The organism is Priestia sp. FSL R5-0597 (genome assembly GCF_038006305.1).
In the GTDB taxonomy this organism is placed as follows: Bacteria; Bacillota; Bacilli; order Bacillales; family Bacillaceae_H; genus Priestia; species Priestia zanthoxyli.
Genome location: NZ_JBBOUZ010000001.1, coordinates 635,868 through 649,961 on the forward strand (window position 1 = coordinate 635,868; position 14,094 = coordinate 649,961).

A 14,094-nucleotide genomic window follows, 5' to 3' on the forward strand; every position below is an offset into this window, starting at 1 on the left:
TAGTACGATATGTATATATCGTACTATTTTTGTTCATATGCAGCTAAATAACGTTTTTATTTGATAGGCAGGAGGAATAGAAGTGTATACCCAACTCTCACAGCTAAGCATAGAAGAGCAAGTTGAATGTTTAACAAAAGCGTTAGTGAAAATCAAAAGTATCAATGGGACAAGCGGCGAAGTAAAGATTGCTGATTTCATTAAAAACACGCTTCAAAGTTTTCCTTATTTCAAAGAAAATCCCCTTCACGTTTGGGAACAGAAAATTAATGGCGATACGCTAGGTAGAAAAAATGTATTTGCTTTTATTCAAGGCAGCAAAAAAAATGCTCAAACAATGATTTATCACGCTCACTTAGATACGGTTGGCATTGAAGATTTTGGTCCATTAAAAGACATAGCGTTAGATCCAGAAGAACTTCAGCACTATTTCTCTATGCATAACATTAATGAAGATGTACAGCGAGATGCTCGTTCAGGTGAATGGATGTTTGGAAGAGGAGCCGTTGATATGCAAAGTGGAATTGCTGTACATTTAGCCAATGTGCTGCATTTTACTAAGCATCGAGATCAATTAGAAGGAAACGTCCTTTTTATGGTCAACCCAGATGAGGAAAGTCAGCATGCTGGAATTATTTCTGCTGTTTCTGAACTGAACCGTTTGAAAAAAGAGAAAAATCTTTCATATGTAGCAGCGATTAATACCGACTTTATTACACCTCTTTACGATGGAGATTCCACGCGCTATATTTATACAGGAGCCGCTGGGAAGCTGCTTCCATGTTTTTATATTTACGGAAGGGAGGTACACGTAGGAGATACGCTTGCTGGTATAGATCCTAATTTGATTGCATCTGAGATTACGGGAAGCATCCATAACAATATTAATCTAGCTGAAAATATTGAAGGAGAGCTGGTACTGCCACCTTCCTGTCTGTATCAACGAGATAATAAAGAGGCTTATAATGTGCAAACCGCCGTAAGCAGTCATTTGTATTTTAACTATTTCATCTATGAACGAACGGCAAAAGAAGTGATGAGTCAATTAATTGGATTATCAATCGAAGCATGTGAAAAAGTAGAGAAAAAACTTTCTGATTATTACGAACTTTTTGCGCGAAGAACGAATTTACCAAAGCGAAACTTGTCTTGGAAAGTGGATGTTGTGAGTTTGGAAGATTATCTGGAAGAATTGGATCAAAAAGGGATAAATGCTCAGGCTTGTATTGAACGAGCTTTCGAACAGTATGCGCATTTAGAACTTAGAACAAGGTGCTTTAAAGTAATTGAAGAACTTCAAAAGTTAGATCCGCATCAAAGTCCGCGCGTAATTGTCTTTTTTGCACCGCCTTATTTGCCTCATAATCACTTGAAGAAAGACGAAAGCAGAGATCAGCAGCTTCTTTATCCTTTACAAGCGGCTGTGGAGAAGGTTGGAAAACAGACGGGAGAGACGTTTCAGTTTAAAAATTTTTTTCCCTACCTAGCGGATGGCAGCTTTTTATCTCTTCATGAGACAGATGAGGAAATCGATGCTTTTACACGTAACTTTCCGGGGTGGGGGATTGCAGGGGCGATTCCTTTCCGTGAAATTCGAGAGTTAAATATTCCGTCCATCAATATAGGAGTATATGGGAAAGACGGACATAAGTGGACAGAGCGAGTGTATAAGCCTTATTCGTTCGGCGTCCTTCCTAAGCTGATTCAAGAAACAACTGTTCAGATGCTAAAAAGTAAGCATGCTTGTACAAACCACATATAAGAAAATGAAGAATGGAGGTACCGATGAATAGACATACAGAACAAAACCAATTACAGAGAACAATGAAAAGCAGACATTTATTTATGATTGCGTTAGGAGGCGTGATTGGAACAGGCCTATTTTTAGGTTCGGGTTTTACTATTAGCCAGGCAGGGCCGGGAGGAGCCATTCTTGCTTATATAATAGGCGGCTTCCTCATGTACTTAGTTATGCTTTGTTTAGGAGAGCTAGCGGTAGCAATGCCGGTTTCAGGTTCCTTTCAAGAATACGCTACAAGGTTTTTAGGACCTTCTACAGGCTTTATGATTGGATGGCTGTACTGGTTCAGCTGGGCAAATACGACAGGGCTTGAATTTACGTCAGCAGGAATTTTAATGCAGAGGTGGTTTCCTGATGTACCTATATGGTCATGGTGCTTGATTTTTGGCGTCATTACGTTTTTAATTAACGCTCTTTCTGCTCGAAGCTATGCTGAAACTGAGTTTTGGTTTTCGAGTATTAAAGTTACGGCTATTATTCTATTTATTTTAATTGGAGGAGCTGCTGTTTTTGGTTTTATTGATTTTAAAGGAGGAGAACCCGCACCGTTTCTTTCACATTTTACCCAAGGCGCAGGTCTTTTTCCAAATGGAATACTGGCAGTTTTATTGACTTTAGTAACGGTTAACTTTTCGTTTCAAGGAACGGAGCTTGTCGGCATTGCAGCAGGAGAAAGTGAAAGTCCTGAGAAAACGTTGCCGAGATCTATTCGAAACGTCATTTGGAGAACGCTGTTTTTCTTTGTGTTAGCTATGTTTGTTTTAGTCTCTATTCTGCCATACAAAACAGCGGGAGTTATTGAAAGTCCGTTTGTTGCCGTATTAGATCAAATTGGAATTCCCTATGCAGCGGATATCATGAACTTTGTCATTTTAACAGCTGTGTTATCCGTGGCGAACTCTGGGGTCTACGCTGCTTCCCGTATGCTTTGGTCATTGTCAAACAGCAATATGGGGCCAAAACCTTTAAAGAAATTATCTTCAAAAGGTGTTCCAATTAACGCGTTAATTGTGACGATGATTATTTCGGGATGCTCGCTGATTACAAGCGTCGTGGCTGCTGAAACCGTATATCTTTGGTTTATTTCGATTTCAGGAATGGTGACCATTATTGTTTGGATGTCCATTTGTGCCTCTCAATTTATGTTCCGCCGTCGTTTTTTAGCGGAAGGAGGAGATGTAAAGGAATTGAAATTTAAAACGCCCCTTTATCCGTTCGTTCCTATTCTAGGTTTTTGTTTGTATGGACTTGTATTAATCAGCTTAATTTTTATTCCGGATCAACGAATTGGTCTTTACTGCGGGGTCCCTTTAATTATTGTACTCTACGTGTATTATCACGTAGGAATCAAGAAAAATATTAATCAAAAACAATCGGATTCACCGGTTTATAAAGCAAAATAAAAAAGAAGTGCACTGTGCACTTCTTTTTTATTTAGAGCGGATGTCTAATCGTTTCATACGATACTGCAAGCTTTGTCTAGTCAGCCCTAGTATCTTAGCACTTTTTGAGATGTTGTGGCTGTGTTGTTCAAGCGTTTGTTTAATGCATTCTGCTTCGAACGCTAACAGCTGTTCCTTTAAAGGAAGAGGAGGGTGAAAAGCGCTTGGATAAGAGGGTGCTTCACCGCTTGTTTTATCTTCAAAATGTTCATGCTGCTTTAGCTGGAACTTTGTTCTGTATTGAAAAGGAAGGTGAGAATAGTGAATAACATCTTCATCCATCACCAAGTTCATTGCACCTTCAATAATGTGTTCTAATTCCCGTACGTTTCCTGGCCAGTCATAAGAGAGAAAAGAAGACATGACTTGGTGATCTACGGTTTTTACATTCATCTGAAACAAATCATTGTATTTTTTGATGAAAAACTTTGTTAATTCAATAATATCTTCTTTTCGTTCACGAAGAGGAGGAATAAAAAGCGTCACGACGCCAAGTCGATAATATAAGTCTTTACGTAATCGATTTTCTGCAATCGCATCGATTGGGTCTTCATTCATGTTCGCGATGACTCGAACGTTCACCGGTTTGTCTACTGTATCCCCAATTCTTCGTACGGTTTTTTCTTGCAGTACTCGAAGAAGCTTAGCCTGCAGATTTGGATTCAACGAGTTGATTTCATCTAGCAGTAATGTGCCTCCTTGCGCTTGTTCGAAAAGACCAGGATTATCCATTGCACCTGTAAAAGCTCCGCGTTTCGTACCGAACAAAAGGCTTTCAATTAAATTATCCGGTAGCGCAGCGCAGTTTTGTGAAATAAAAGGAGCGGAAGAGCGGCTGCTGCCATTATGTATGCTTTGGGCAAACAGTTCTTTCCCCGTGCCTGTTTCTCCAATAATTAAGACATAAGAAGGAGTTCTAGTGGCGCGCTTAGCGTCTTCAATAACATCGTGAACGGCTTGACTGCTTCCGATGATGCTATCAAACGTAAAGCGTGTGTTTCCTTTTTGCCTAATGTTTTGCCGGATTAGACGCTCTAGTTTCGTCACGTCTTGAGCAATTTCAACCGCTCCTTGAATGACACCGTTTTTTAAAATAGGGAAGGTATTATTAATCGTCGTGATTTCTTGTCCTTGATTGTTGAAATACGTTTGTTTGACGTTAACCGTTTCTTTTCCTTTTTGCAGCGCCTGTACAAGCGTGCTTTGCTGATTTTCTTTGAACATAAACACATCTAACAAGTTTTTATGTAAAACGTCTTGTTCATCCATCAGCTCCATCTTTGTCATCTTTTCATTGTAAATAATGGTTTTTCCTGTTTCATCGACCGCATGGATACCGGCATCGACTTTATTTAAAATGGTTTCATATATATGTTTAAGAGTGCTTAATGTATCGGTCATTCAAATACTCTCCTTTAGCGGTGTTCATATCTCTATTTAAACAAAAATAGCTGAATTCTGATAGTGTTTCCATAGAAAAATAAATGAATGACCGAAGAGAAATGTTATCCGTTTACAATGGATCCTCCATTAATGTGAAGGACTTGCCCGGACATATAAGAAGAATCAGAGCTTGCCAAATATACATAGGCCGCTCCGAGCTCAGAAGGCTGTCCTGCTCGTTTCATAGGTGTGTTAGACCCAAATGTTGCAACTTGCTGTTCGTCGAACGTAGACGGAATAAGAGGTGTCCAGATGGGTCCTGGAGCTACGCCGTTTACACGAATGCCTTTTGTTGCGAGCGAAGCTGACAAAGAACGTGTGAAAGCCACGATAGCACCCTTGGTTGAAGAGTAGTCAATCAGCTGGTCATGCCCATGATAGGCTGTCACAGACGTTGTATTAATAATAGCGCTTCCTTGTTTTAAATGAGGCAATGCAGCTTTGGTCAAATGGAAAATTGAAAAAATATTCGTTTGAAACGTACGGGTAAGCTGTTCAGTCGTGATATCCGTAATACTTTTTTGAGGGTGCTGTTCAGCTGCATTATTGACTAAGATGTCTATTTTTCCGAAAGTCTGAATGGCCTTTGAGATGACTTCTTGACAAAAATGTTCATCTCCTATGTCACCAGCAAGCAACAAACAAGAAGCTCCCATTCGTTCAACTTGTTTTTTAGTTTCATTTGCATCATCGTGTTCATTAAGATAGGTTACAACAACGTTTGCACCTTCTTTCGCATAATGGTAAGCGACAGAACGCCCAATTCCGCTGTCTCCTCCTGTGATAACGGCTACTTTGTTCTGTAATTTTCCGCTTGCCTTATAGTCTGGAGCGATAGAGGTAGGGATTGGATGCATATCTTTCTCAATACCTGGCTGAGTTTGCTGATGCTGAGGAGGGAAGTTTTGTTTTTGATTTTGATTCATTAGTATACACTCCTTAATTAATATGAGTATGTAAGCGTATACTAGTATTTGTTAAGAGAGTGTATCTATGCATAGGGATAAGCCTAAACGGATAAAAAAGGCTTTGAAAGAAAAAATGAATGCCAGGGGCATCCATTTTTAGCGGTAATTAATAAATTGTACGTCAATAGGTAAATCAGCGCTGCGAATAGCTGAAATAATTTGCTGCAGGTCATCACGATTTTTACCGCTTACGCGAAGCTGATCATCTTGAATTTGGCTTTTTACTTTTAAACCGGTATTTTTAATAATTGTATTTAGCTTTTTAGCGTTGTCTTTGTCGATACCTTGAATTAACTTAGCGCGCTGTCTAACCGTTCCTCCAGAAGCATTTTCAATTTTACCGTAGGAGATATTGCGTGTAGGTACGCCGCGTTTGATGAGCTTAGAAATCAGCACGTCTTTTAACTGTTCAAGCTTAAATTCATCATCAGAAATAAGAACAAGCTCTTCGTTTTCAAGCGAGATTTCGCTTTTACTGCCTTTAAAATCGTAGCGGGTTTTAATTTCTTTTGTTGCCATGGTAATGCCGTTTGTTACCTCTGATAAATCAACTTGTGACACAACGTCAAATGAACTATCTTTAGCCATAATAACCTCCATATGTAAAGAGTTTGTTCTTTTATTATAAATAAAACACAAACTGTATACAACTGATATTGAATAGAGAGCCGGTAATTGATACAATACAAGTTATGCTTTTTGTTGTAAGCTATAGAAGCAGCTTTTTAACAAAACGTATGCATTTAAGTTAATTTGAACTTTAGAATGCTGTTTGATGCAAAGTGAGAAGGTATGTGGTGAAGGAACAATCACTACTAATTTATATAAAGGATGGATAGAACGATGAATGTAGAAGCTGGGATGAAAGCGTATTTAACAGTAAACCGGGAAACGCCGATTGGTTATATGTTAGCAGAAGGCGAAGAAGAAATTTTGCTACATAAAAATGAAACAACAAGAGAGCTTGCTGAAGGGGAAGAAGTAGAAGTTTTTCTATACCTTGATCAGCATGATCGCTTAACGGCAACGATGCACTTACCCCTTGTTGAAGAAGGTGTCTATGAGTGGGTTGAAGTCGTAGATGTTAATCCGGGTTTAGGCGTGTTTGTAAATATCGGCATGAATAAAGATATGTTAATTGGTTCAACAGACTTACCTGCGCTAGAAGAGCTGTGGCCAGAAGTTGGAAACAAAGTTTACTGTACGATGAAGATTTCAAAGCGCGGTAAGATGTACGGGAAAATTGCTACAGACGATGTGATGAAAGCAATGGCTTTAGATGCTCCACCTGAACTTTTTAATCGTGAAGTGAGCGGATATATCTATCGCGTCCTGCGCGTAGGTTCATTTATTATGACAGATGAAGGATATGTTGGATTTATTCACGAAAGCGAAAGACGTAAAGAACCGAAGCTTGGTACGCATGTAACTGGCCGCGTCATTAATGTAAAAGAAGATGGAACGCTAAACGTATCGCTTCTTCCGCGCAAACAAGAAAGCATGGATGAAGATGCACAAGTACTATACGATTACATGGAAAGCCGCGGTGGCGTTATGCCATTTTGGGATAAAAGCTATCCAGAAGATATTCGTGAGCGCTTTAATATGAGTAAAGCTGCGTTCAAACGTGCGCTTGGTAAACTGATGAAAGAAGGAAAAGTTTATCAAGAAGAAGGATGGACATATTTTAAAAAAGAAGAAAACTAAAAGGAGAAGCCGCTGAAAATTCAGCGGCTTCTTTTTATAAGTGATCAGTTTTTTTAGAAAATGAATGTTTTCCAAGCTCACGGTTGTGCTTAGCTTGCAGATTCTTTTCGTGAAGCTTTGCGTTATTATCTTTTGCTTTTTTATCGTTATCGCTCGTTTTTGGCATTGTGATACACCCCTTTTTGATCGTACCTTTAGAATGCCCTGACCTCTTTAAATTATTCGATGGTTTCGTTCAAAAAGAAGACTGCAATCGTCCCTGGGCCAGAATGAGAACCTATGGCTGCACCAATAATATTAATAATAAAATGTTTGGTGCCAAAACGTTCTTGGATCATCTCTTTCAGCTGAAGAGCTGTTTCTAAATCATCTCCATGGCTAATTCCAATGGTTTGAGAAGAGAGATTTTTTCCTCGCTCTTCCATCACGTCAAGCATGCGTTTAAATACTTTTTTACGGCCGCGGATTTTTTCGATTGGAATCAATTTTCCATCTTCCACATGAAGCAGCGGCTTAATATTAAGCAGACCTCCTACAAAAGCAGAAGCTTTGCTCACGCGGCCTCCTTGAGCAAGAAAATCCAAGTCATCAACCGTAAAAATATGCTCCATATGCAGAGCGTATTGCTTTATTTTTTCTGTCATTTCTACTAGCGAGAGGTTTTGGTGTAATAATTGTGCTGCATAATAAGTAACTACTCCCTGGCCAAGAGATGCACATTTCGTATCGATTATTTCTAATTGGAAATCGGGATACTTTTCTAGGAGTTCTTCTCGAATCATCATTGCTGTTTGATATGTACCGGACAATTCCGAAGAAAAAGCTAAATAAATACACGAATCACCTGATTTAGCTATGTTCTCAAAGACTTCATACATAGTAGTTGGAGCCGCTTGAGACGTTTTCGGCATCTTGCCTTTACGGATGGCTTCGTAGACAGAAGCTGGTTCAATCGTTTGTAGATCTAAAAATTCTTGATTATCCAAGCTTACGCGAAGCGGTAAAAAGCCAACGTTATTTTCTTGAAAAAAGGATAAAGGCAAATCGCTTGCACTATCGGTTAAAAGTTTAATTGACATAAATGTCACCTTCCTAATTGCATTTATAAAATATGAAATGAGTTTGATGTATAAACATTGAAAAGCGTTATATACGACATAGTATTAGTGTATAAGCACTTGGAGGAAAATACAATTTTTGAATAAGTTTTTTTAATTCTGCCAAATCGTACATACTATATGTACTAACTATTTTAAAGATGCTGACTTTATTCATTTTATAAATGGGTATAAGGAAGTAAGAAGTTTTAAAAAGCGGAGGTCGGTCATTTGAATATGTGGCTTGAAACAAAAAAAGCGATAGTCGTCTTAGTAGGAGCATTATTGAATGCGCTTGCGCTCAACTTGTTTTTGATACCTGCTAATGTATATTCGAGCGGCTTTACGGGAGTAGCACAGCTTGTTTCGAGTATCGTGACAGATTACACTCCTTTTACTATTTCCACTGGAGTGCTGCTGTTGTTGTTAAATATTCCTGTAACTATTTTAGGGTGGAAAAAAGTGGGGAAGTCATTTACTGTTTACAGTTTTATCAGCGTTGCTGCAACAACTTTGTTTCTTGGAATTATTCCTATTCAAGCACTTTCTAAGGACATCATCCTTAATGCAGTTTTTGGAGGCGTTATTTTAGCGGTAGGGGTAGGAATTACGTTAAAATTTGGAGCTTCAACTGGTGGGCTCGATATCATTGCCCTGATTTTGTCCCGAGTAAAAGACCGACCAATTGGCACTTATATGTTCATATTAAATGCAATTATTATTGTGCTAGCAGGTCTTTTATATGGTGCTGAGAAGTCACTTTATACGCTTGTGACGCTTTATACGACCACTCGCGTCATTGATGTTATTCATACGCGTCATGTCAAACTCACAGCAATGATCGTAACGAAAAAAGGAGTGGAGCTAAGAAAGGCGATTCATGCCAAACTCGTGCGAGGGATTACGGCGGTACCGGCTAAAGGAGGCTTCACAAACGAAGATAAAGAAATGCTAATGATTGTTTTAACTAGGTATGAATTATTTGACTTGGAACGAGTAATTAAAGAGGTGGATCCTAAGGCATTTACTAATATCGTTCAAACAACGGGAATCTTTGGTTTGTTTCGCAAAGATTAAAAAGAGTCCAGGTATTCATTACCTGGACTCTTTTTTATTAATGTGTGCCTTTTAAGTCATTAGAAAGTTCTTGAAGCTGAGCTTGTTCTTCAGGAGAAGCATTTTGCTGCGCATGAGACAGCATATCAGCTGCAATGTTTTCATCAGAAGCTGCAGACGTATGAGCCTGAGACGTTTGATGATTTTGACCAGCAGCTCCCAATGTATTCTGAAGCTGTTGAAGCTGAGCTTGTTCTTCAGGAGAAGCGCTTTGCTGTGCATGAGACAGCATATCAGCTGCCACGTTTTCACTAGACGTGTGAGCTTCACCGTGAGCGTGAGACTGACCGCCTTCTAAAGTGCTTTGAAGCTGTTCAAGCTGGCTCTTTTCTTCAGGAGAAGCATTTTGCTGTGCATGAGACAATATATCAGCTGCCACGCTTTCACTGGACGTGTGAGCTTCACCGTGAGCGTGAGACTGACCGCCTTCTAAAGTGCTTTGAAGCTGTTCAAGCTGTGCCTTCTCTTCGGAAGAAGCATTCTGAACGATATGAGACAGCGTATCGGACGTAATGTCTGCGCTTTTCTCTTTTGAATGTGATTCTCCATCTGTATCATACGCTTGATGCAATGAGTTTTGGAATTGCTTCAGCTGCTCTTGCTCCTCAGGAGAAGCTTTAGAAGCAATACTATTTAATACGCCTTCTGAAATATCAAGTTCACCGTTGCCGTGCTTTTGACGATGAAGCTGATCTTCTGAATGGCCGGATACTGCGTTTCGAATCGCATCTTTTACTTGACCAAAAAGTGAATTTTTCATAAGTTACTGTCCTCCATGAGGAGTTTGGCGCTGGTGAGCTTGAAATGCTTCTGCCTCCGCCATAGTCATATGATAAGGAATTCGTTCATCATGTTTTTGAACTGCGTCTGCACCTTGTTTCACAAAACGTTTTGATCGATTGCCTCTGCCCATCATAAATTCCTCCTCGTAATATAAATAAAACCGACACCTTAAGAAGTGTCGGTTATAGTGTGTGCTAAATAAAAAAAATGATAGCGATAAAAATTTACCTTGCTTTTCAAAAAAAGCTAAGTTATAAATTTAACGTTTTTTCCAAATAATAAGCAATACCATCATTTTCATTCGATTTTGTTACTTCACGCGCTAGCTGCTTTAATTCGCTAATACCATTTTCCATGGCGATACCGTGTCCTGCAAATTTAATCATTTCAAAATCATTGTCTTCATCTCCAAATGCAATAATTCGTTCGCGAGGAATTTGATAATGATTAGCTACGCGCTCAAGACCTACAGCTTTATTAAGTCCTTTTTTTACAATTTCAACGACATGCCAAGGTGCTCCCCAGCGTCTATGTTCTAGTACTTCTGCATGAACATCTGAAAGGTGAGAGCGTATATCTTGTACATGTTCTTCATCTGCGTGAATTAAAATAGACGTTGGATCGTGCTGCAGCGTATGACGCAAATCACCCGTTTGTAATTTAGGATCCCCTAGGCTGAGTACATCCATTAATTTTCGATCTTCAAAATGAAGATACACATCATCTTGTACTTCTGCCATGATATTGTTGATGCGATAGTCTTGCATAGCTGTCACAATGTCATGAACAGTTCGGCGATTTAAAGGTTCGTGATGCGTGCCAAAATCAGGCTGAAGGGGATGATGGACAAGCGCTCCGTTAAAGTTTACGATAGGCGTGGATAAATCTAATTCGCTGTAATACATAGCACTGGAACGATAAGGTCTTCCAGTTGCAATCATTACAATATGTCCGTCTTGTTTGGCTTTTTCTAACACCCGTTTTGTTTTAGGTGAAATGGTTTTTTCATTCGTTAACAATGTTCCATCCAGATCTAAGGCGATTAAGTGTTGATCGTTTCTCATATAGGGCTCCTTTTAAATTGAAGTAGTTATACGATTATATTGAATTCTACTAATATTCATGCTTGTATTCCCATATTTTACACAACTTTTCCTTATGAGCAAAGCAGAACGATTGACATGCAAAAGTTGTCTTGTTAAGGTGTAAGACATAGTTATTGATTGCTTACGATAAATTGTTTAAGGGTATATTTAATACGTGAAGATAATTACGGAAGTAAAAGAAAGGAGAATGAATATGGATAAACAGTTAGAAGATAAAATCATGGAATCACTAGAAGAAGTAATTGATCCAGAGCTTGGCGTTGATATCGTAAATTTAGGCTTAGTTTACGGGGTGGAAATGGAAGAAAACAACACGGTTATCGTGACGATGACGTTAACTTCTATTGGGTGCCCGCTAGCGGGTGTGATTGGCGAACAAGTGAAAAAACAATTAATTTCTCTTGAAGAAGTAGAAAATGTAGAAGTGAATATCACATTTAACCCGCCATGGGATAAAGATCGCATGACGCGCTACGCTAAAATTGCATTAGGTGTTCAATAAGAAAAAAAGCCATCGTTGATGGCTTTTTTTCTTATTCAATTCTGCACAATTCCACAGGGCAGTCTTCACAGTCTATTTCTTTCTTTAAAAAAGAGAGCTTATGAATGATAATTTTTCCATCTGTCATTGAGATTACTTCATTTTTTCGCAACTCAGCGAGCATACGATTGACCACTTCTCGGGATGTCCCGCATAGATTAGCGATCTCTTGATTTGTCAACGTTACGTTTAATAAAATACCATTTGGCTTCATTACCCCAAAACTATTGGACATGCGAATCAGAGTAGAATAGAGAGCTCCTTTTTTTCCATTTAGAATTAAGTCTCTAAACTTTGTCTGCATTCGCTTAATTTGAAGTCCCATCCACTTCATGTACTCCATGGAAAGAGCAGGGTATTGTGCTAGTTCGTTTTCTAACACCCGTTTTTGAATGCTGATCGCTGTACAAGGTTCAATGGCTTTTGCTTGAAGCATATGGGGAGTAGATCCGCAAAACAGCATAACTTCCCCGATTAAGTCTCCTGAACTTGCCAGCTGAAGCGTCAGTTCGCGTCCTTCCGGCGTCACTTTACTTACTTGTACAGCTCCAGAAGTAATAAAAAATAAATGAGTTGAAGGTGAACCTTCTTGAAAGAGAAAGTCACCTTTTTTAAACGAAATTTTATGATCAAAGTCCATAAAAAATTGCTGCAGCTCATTTGAAAAAGAATCCGTTGTGATGTTCATCATGTTATCACCTTTTACTCAAAATTTTTGCGACTGTTACTTATTAATCTATTAAGTTAGAACAGTCTGTATATCCTGTACGTCCACTAGCCGTATGAAGAAATGTCATACGGATGATTTTTATCGATACTCTTATTATACACAAAAACAACCAGTGTTTTCCAAAACTATCTGTGAACAATTTCTAAACAAAAATAGAAAGATAGTTATAAAAATAAAAACTTATGAATAAATAAAAATGTTTAAAAATATAGAATAAAGTGTTGTTTTTTTTAAATATTCATTTGATTTTATTTTTATACGGTATTATAATGATAAATAATTCAAATAGATACGTGGAAAAAGGAGTTTTAAAATGAAAGAATACAAGGTAGGAATTGTTGGAGCAACAGGGTATGGAGGAGTAGAACTGATTCGTTTGTTAGCGAATCACCCGCATTTTCATGTTTATGCAGTTTATTCATCCTCTCAGGATGGGATGGAACTAGCAGAAGTTTATCCTCACCTTTCTAATACTGTATATACACTGCAAGATATAAACCCTAAGAACATGGCCAAAGAATTAGACTTAGTGTTTACAGCAACTCCGTCCGGTGTTTCTAGCAAACTTGTACCTCAATTAATAGAAGAAGGAATAAAAGTGGTAGATCTATCTGGAGATTTTAGATTAAAAACAGAAGCTCTTTATGAAAAGTGGTACAAAAAGCCTGCTGCAGCCGAAGCGTTTTTACAACAGTCCGTGTATGGGTTAGCGGAATGGTTTGCAGAAGAAGTTGAAAGCAGTACGTTCGTTGCGAACCCGGGTTGTTATCCAACAGCTACACTGCTTGGGCTAGCTCCTCTCGTTAGTAAACAAATGGTGAAATCAAACTCTATTATCATTGATGCAAAGTCCGGAATTTCAGGAGCAGGACGTGGTCTTTCGCAAATGGCTCATTATGCTGAAATCAATGAAAATATGAAAATATACAAAGTTAATCAGCATCAGCATATCCCAGAAATTGAATCTATTTTAGAAAAGTGGGATGAGGAAATTGGCCATGTTACGTTCAGTACGCACTTAGTTCCAATGACGCGAGGGATTATGAGTACGATATACGCTGAACTTTCTGAAGAGAGCTCAGTACAAGAGCTTCATCAGCTATATGTAGATACATATCAAAACTCCCCATTCGTTCGCGTTCGAAAAGCTGGTGAATTTCCGTCTACTAAAGAAGTAAGTGCATCAAATTATTGCGATATTGGTATTGCATTTGACGAACGAACAAAGCGTGTCACGATTGTTTCTGTCATTGATAACTTAGTTAAAGGGGCAGCCGGTCAGGCCATTCAAAATGCCAATACCATGATGGGATTTGAACAGCAAACGGGTATTGGACTACTGCCTGTCTTCCCATAAAAG

The 14,094-nt window shown here is 38.7% G+C and carries 15 protein-coding genes; 6 read left to right on the top strand and 9 right to left on the bottom strand.

Annotated elements, in window-relative coordinates; all coding sequences use genetic code 11:
* Positions 1 to 82: 82 nt before the first annotated feature.
* The gene (locus MKX72_RS03385; RefSeq protein ID WP_098625746.1) at positions 83 to 1,762 is read left to right on the top strand and encodes a M20/M25/M40 family metallo-hydrolase; all 1,680 of its coding nucleotides are present in this window, start codon (positions 83 to 85) and stop codon (positions 1,760 to 1,762) included.
* Positions 1,763 to 1,785: 23 nt separating this feature from the next.
* A complete protein-coding gene (locus MKX72_RS03390; RefSeq protein WP_098113546.1) occupies positions 1,786 to 3,204 on the top strand; it encodes an amino acid permease in 1,419 nt (472 codons plus the stop codon).
* Between the two features lie 27 nt (positions 3,205 to 3,231).
* Here MKX72_RS03390 and MKX72_RS03395 read toward each other — a convergent pair whose 3' ends face one another.
* The 3 genes from MKX72_RS03395 to MKX72_RS03405 form a co-directional block, all read right to left on the bottom strand.
* Positions 3,232 to 4,644, bottom strand: a complete 1,413-nt coding sequence (locus MKX72_RS03395; RefSeq protein WP_098113545.1) for a sigma-54 interaction domain-containing protein — start codon at positions 4,642 to 4,644, stop codon at positions 3,232 to 3,234.
* Between the two features lie 104 nt (positions 4,645 to 4,748).
* Positions 4,749 to 5,612, bottom strand: a complete 864-nt coding sequence (locus MKX72_RS03400) for an SDR family oxidoreductase (RefSeq protein ID WP_014461619.1) — start codon at positions 5,610 to 5,612, stop codon at positions 4,749 to 4,751.
* Between the two features lie 138 nt (positions 5,613 to 5,750).
* Positions 5,751 to 6,242 carry a YajQ family cyclic di-GMP-binding protein gene (locus MKX72_RS03405; RefSeq protein WP_014461618.1) on the bottom strand — a complete coding sequence of 164 codons (492 nt, stop codon included), beginning with the start codon at positions 6,240 to 6,242 and terminating at the stop codon, positions 5,751 to 5,753.
* 255 nt (positions 6,243 to 6,497) lie between these two features.
* On the opposite strand from MKX72_RS03405, the gene MKX72_RS03410 reads away from it, so the two are divergent.
* Positions 6,498 to 7,361, top strand: coding sequence for a CvfB family protein (locus tag MKX72_RS03410; RefSeq protein ID WP_028412394.1), 864 nt, complete (start codon positions 6,498 to 6,500; stop codon positions 7,359 to 7,361).
* Positions 7,362 to 7,395: 34 nt separating this feature from the next.
* Here the strand turns inward: MKX72_RS03410 and MKX72_RS03415 are convergent, their stop codons facing one another.
* Together MKX72_RS03415 and MKX72_RS03420 are read right to left on the bottom strand one after the other, a co-directional pair.
* Positions 7,396 to 7,527 (bottom strand): DUF3941 domain-containing protein, encoded by a 132-nt coding sequence (locus tag MKX72_RS03415; protein ID WP_013055378.1) that lies wholly within the window; start codon positions 7,525 to 7,527, stop codon positions 7,396 to 7,398.
* A 52-nt stretch (positions 7,528 to 7,579) separates the two neighbouring features.
* A complete protein-coding gene (locus tag MKX72_RS03420; protein WP_028412393.1) occupies positions 7,580 to 8,440 on the bottom strand; it encodes a DegV family protein in 861 nt (286 codons plus the stop codon).
* A 255-nt stretch (positions 8,441 to 8,695) separates the two neighbouring features.
* Here MKX72_RS03420 and MKX72_RS03425 point away from each other — a divergent pair, with 255 nt between their 5' ends.
* Entirely contained in the window at positions 8,696 to 9,535 is an 840-nt protein-coding gene (locus tag MKX72_RS03425; RefSeq protein WP_025749916.1) for a YitT family protein, read from the top strand.
* Positions 9,536 to 9,572: 37 nt separating this feature from the next.
* Here MKX72_RS03425 and MKX72_RS03430 read toward each other — a convergent pair whose 3' ends face one another.
* The 3 genes from MKX72_RS03430 to MKX72_RS03440 all read right to left on the bottom strand — a co-directional run bounded on the left by MKX72_RS03430 (position 9,573) and on the right by MKX72_RS03440 (position 11,421).
* Positions 9,573 to 10,334 (bottom strand): DUF3813 family protein, encoded by a 762-nt coding sequence (locus tag MKX72_RS03430; RefSeq protein WP_155008539.1) that lies wholly within the window; start codon positions 10,332 to 10,334, stop codon positions 9,573 to 9,575.
* A gap of 3 nt (positions 10,335 to 10,337) precedes the next feature.
* Positions 10,338 to 10,487, bottom strand: a complete 150-nt coding sequence (locus MKX72_RS03435) for a hypothetical protein (protein ID WP_162200718.1) — start codon at positions 10,485 to 10,487, stop codon at positions 10,338 to 10,340.
* A 121-nt stretch (positions 10,488 to 10,608) separates the two neighbouring features.
* Positions 10,609 to 11,421, bottom strand: a complete 813-nt coding sequence (locus MKX72_RS03440) for a Cof-type HAD-IIB family hydrolase (RefSeq protein WP_028412391.1) — start codon at positions 11,419 to 11,421, stop codon at positions 10,609 to 10,611.
* A 235-nt stretch (positions 11,422 to 11,656) separates the two neighbouring features.
* On the opposite strand from MKX72_RS03440, the gene MKX72_RS03445 reads away from it, so the two are divergent.
* Positions 11,657 to 11,965, top strand: a complete 309-nt coding sequence (locus MKX72_RS03445; protein WP_013055384.1) for a metal-sulfur cluster assembly factor — start codon at positions 11,657 to 11,659, stop codon at positions 11,963 to 11,965.
* A 31-nt stretch (positions 11,966 to 11,996) separates the two neighbouring features.
* Here the strand turns inward: MKX72_RS03445 and MKX72_RS03450 are convergent, their stop codons facing one another.
* The gene (locus MKX72_RS03450; RefSeq protein ID WP_033578032.1) at positions 11,997 to 12,695 is read right to left on the bottom strand and encodes a Crp/Fnr family transcriptional regulator; all 699 of its coding nucleotides are present in this window, start codon (positions 12,693 to 12,695) and stop codon (positions 11,997 to 11,999) included.
* A gap of 352 nt (positions 12,696 to 13,047) precedes the next feature.
* Between MKX72_RS03450 and argC the strand changes: the two genes are divergently transcribed.
* The gene (gene argC, locus MKX72_RS03455; RefSeq protein WP_155008537.1) at positions 13,048 to 14,091 is read left to right on the top strand and encodes an N-acetyl-gamma-glutamyl-phosphate reductase; all 1,044 of its coding nucleotides are present in this window, start codon (positions 13,048 to 13,050) and stop codon (positions 14,089 to 14,091) included.
* The last annotated feature ends 3 nt before the right edge of the window (positions 14,092 to 14,094 follow it).

Excerpts from the sequence above, each read along its gene's own strand:
- MKX72_RS03390 (WP_098113546.1), top strand. The coding sequence starts at position 1,786 with ATGAATAGACATACAGAACAAAACCAATTACAGAGAACAATGAAAAGC.
- MKX72_RS03395 (WP_098113545.1), bottom strand. The coding sequence starts at position 4,644 with ATGACCGATACATTAAGCACTCTTAAACATATATATGAAACCATTTTA.
- MKX72_RS03400 (WP_014461619.1), bottom strand. The coding sequence starts at position 5,612 with ATGAATCAAAATCAAAAACAAAACTTCCCTCCTCAGCATCAGCAAACT.
- MKX72_RS03405 (WP_014461618.1), bottom strand. The coding sequence starts at position 6,242 with ATGGCTAAAGATAGTTCATTTGACGTTGTGTCACAAGTTGATTTATCA.
- MKX72_RS03410 (WP_028412394.1), top strand. The coding sequence starts at position 6,498 with ATGAATGTAGAAGCTGGGATGAAAGCGTATTTAACAGTAAACCGGGAA.
- MKX72_RS03415 (WP_013055378.1), bottom strand. The coding sequence starts at position 7,527 with ATGCCAAAAACGAGCGATAACGATAAAAAAGCAAAAGATAATAACGCA.
- MKX72_RS03420 (WP_028412393.1), bottom strand. The coding sequence starts at position 8,440 with ATGTCAATTAAACTTTTAACCGATAGTGCAAGCGATTTGCCTTTATCC.
- MKX72_RS03425 (WP_025749916.1), top strand. The coding sequence starts at position 8,696 with ATGTGGCTTGAAACAAAAAAAGCGATAGTCGTCTTAGTAGGAGCATTA.
- MKX72_RS03430 (WP_155008539.1), bottom strand. The coding sequence starts at position 10,334 with ATGAAAAATTCACTTTTTGGTCAAGTAAAAGATGCGATTCGAAACGCA.
- MKX72_RS03435 (WP_162200718.1), bottom strand. The coding sequence starts at position 10,487 with ATGGGCAGAGGCAATCGATCAAAACGTTTTGTGAAACAAGGTGCAGAC.
- MKX72_RS03440 (WP_028412391.1), bottom strand. The coding sequence starts at position 11,421 with ATGAGAAACGATCAACACTTAATCGCCTTAGATCTGGATGGAACATTG.
- MKX72_RS03445 (WP_013055384.1), top strand. The coding sequence starts at position 11,657 with ATGGATAAACAGTTAGAAGATAAAATCATGGAATCACTAGAAGAAGTA.
- MKX72_RS03450 (WP_033578032.1), bottom strand. The coding sequence starts at position 12,695 with ATGATGAACATCACAACGGATTCTTTTTCAAATGAGCTGCAGCAATTT.
- argC (WP_155008537.1), top strand. The coding sequence starts at position 13,048 with ATGAAAGAATACAAGGTAGGAATTGTTGGAGCAACAGGGTATGGAGGA.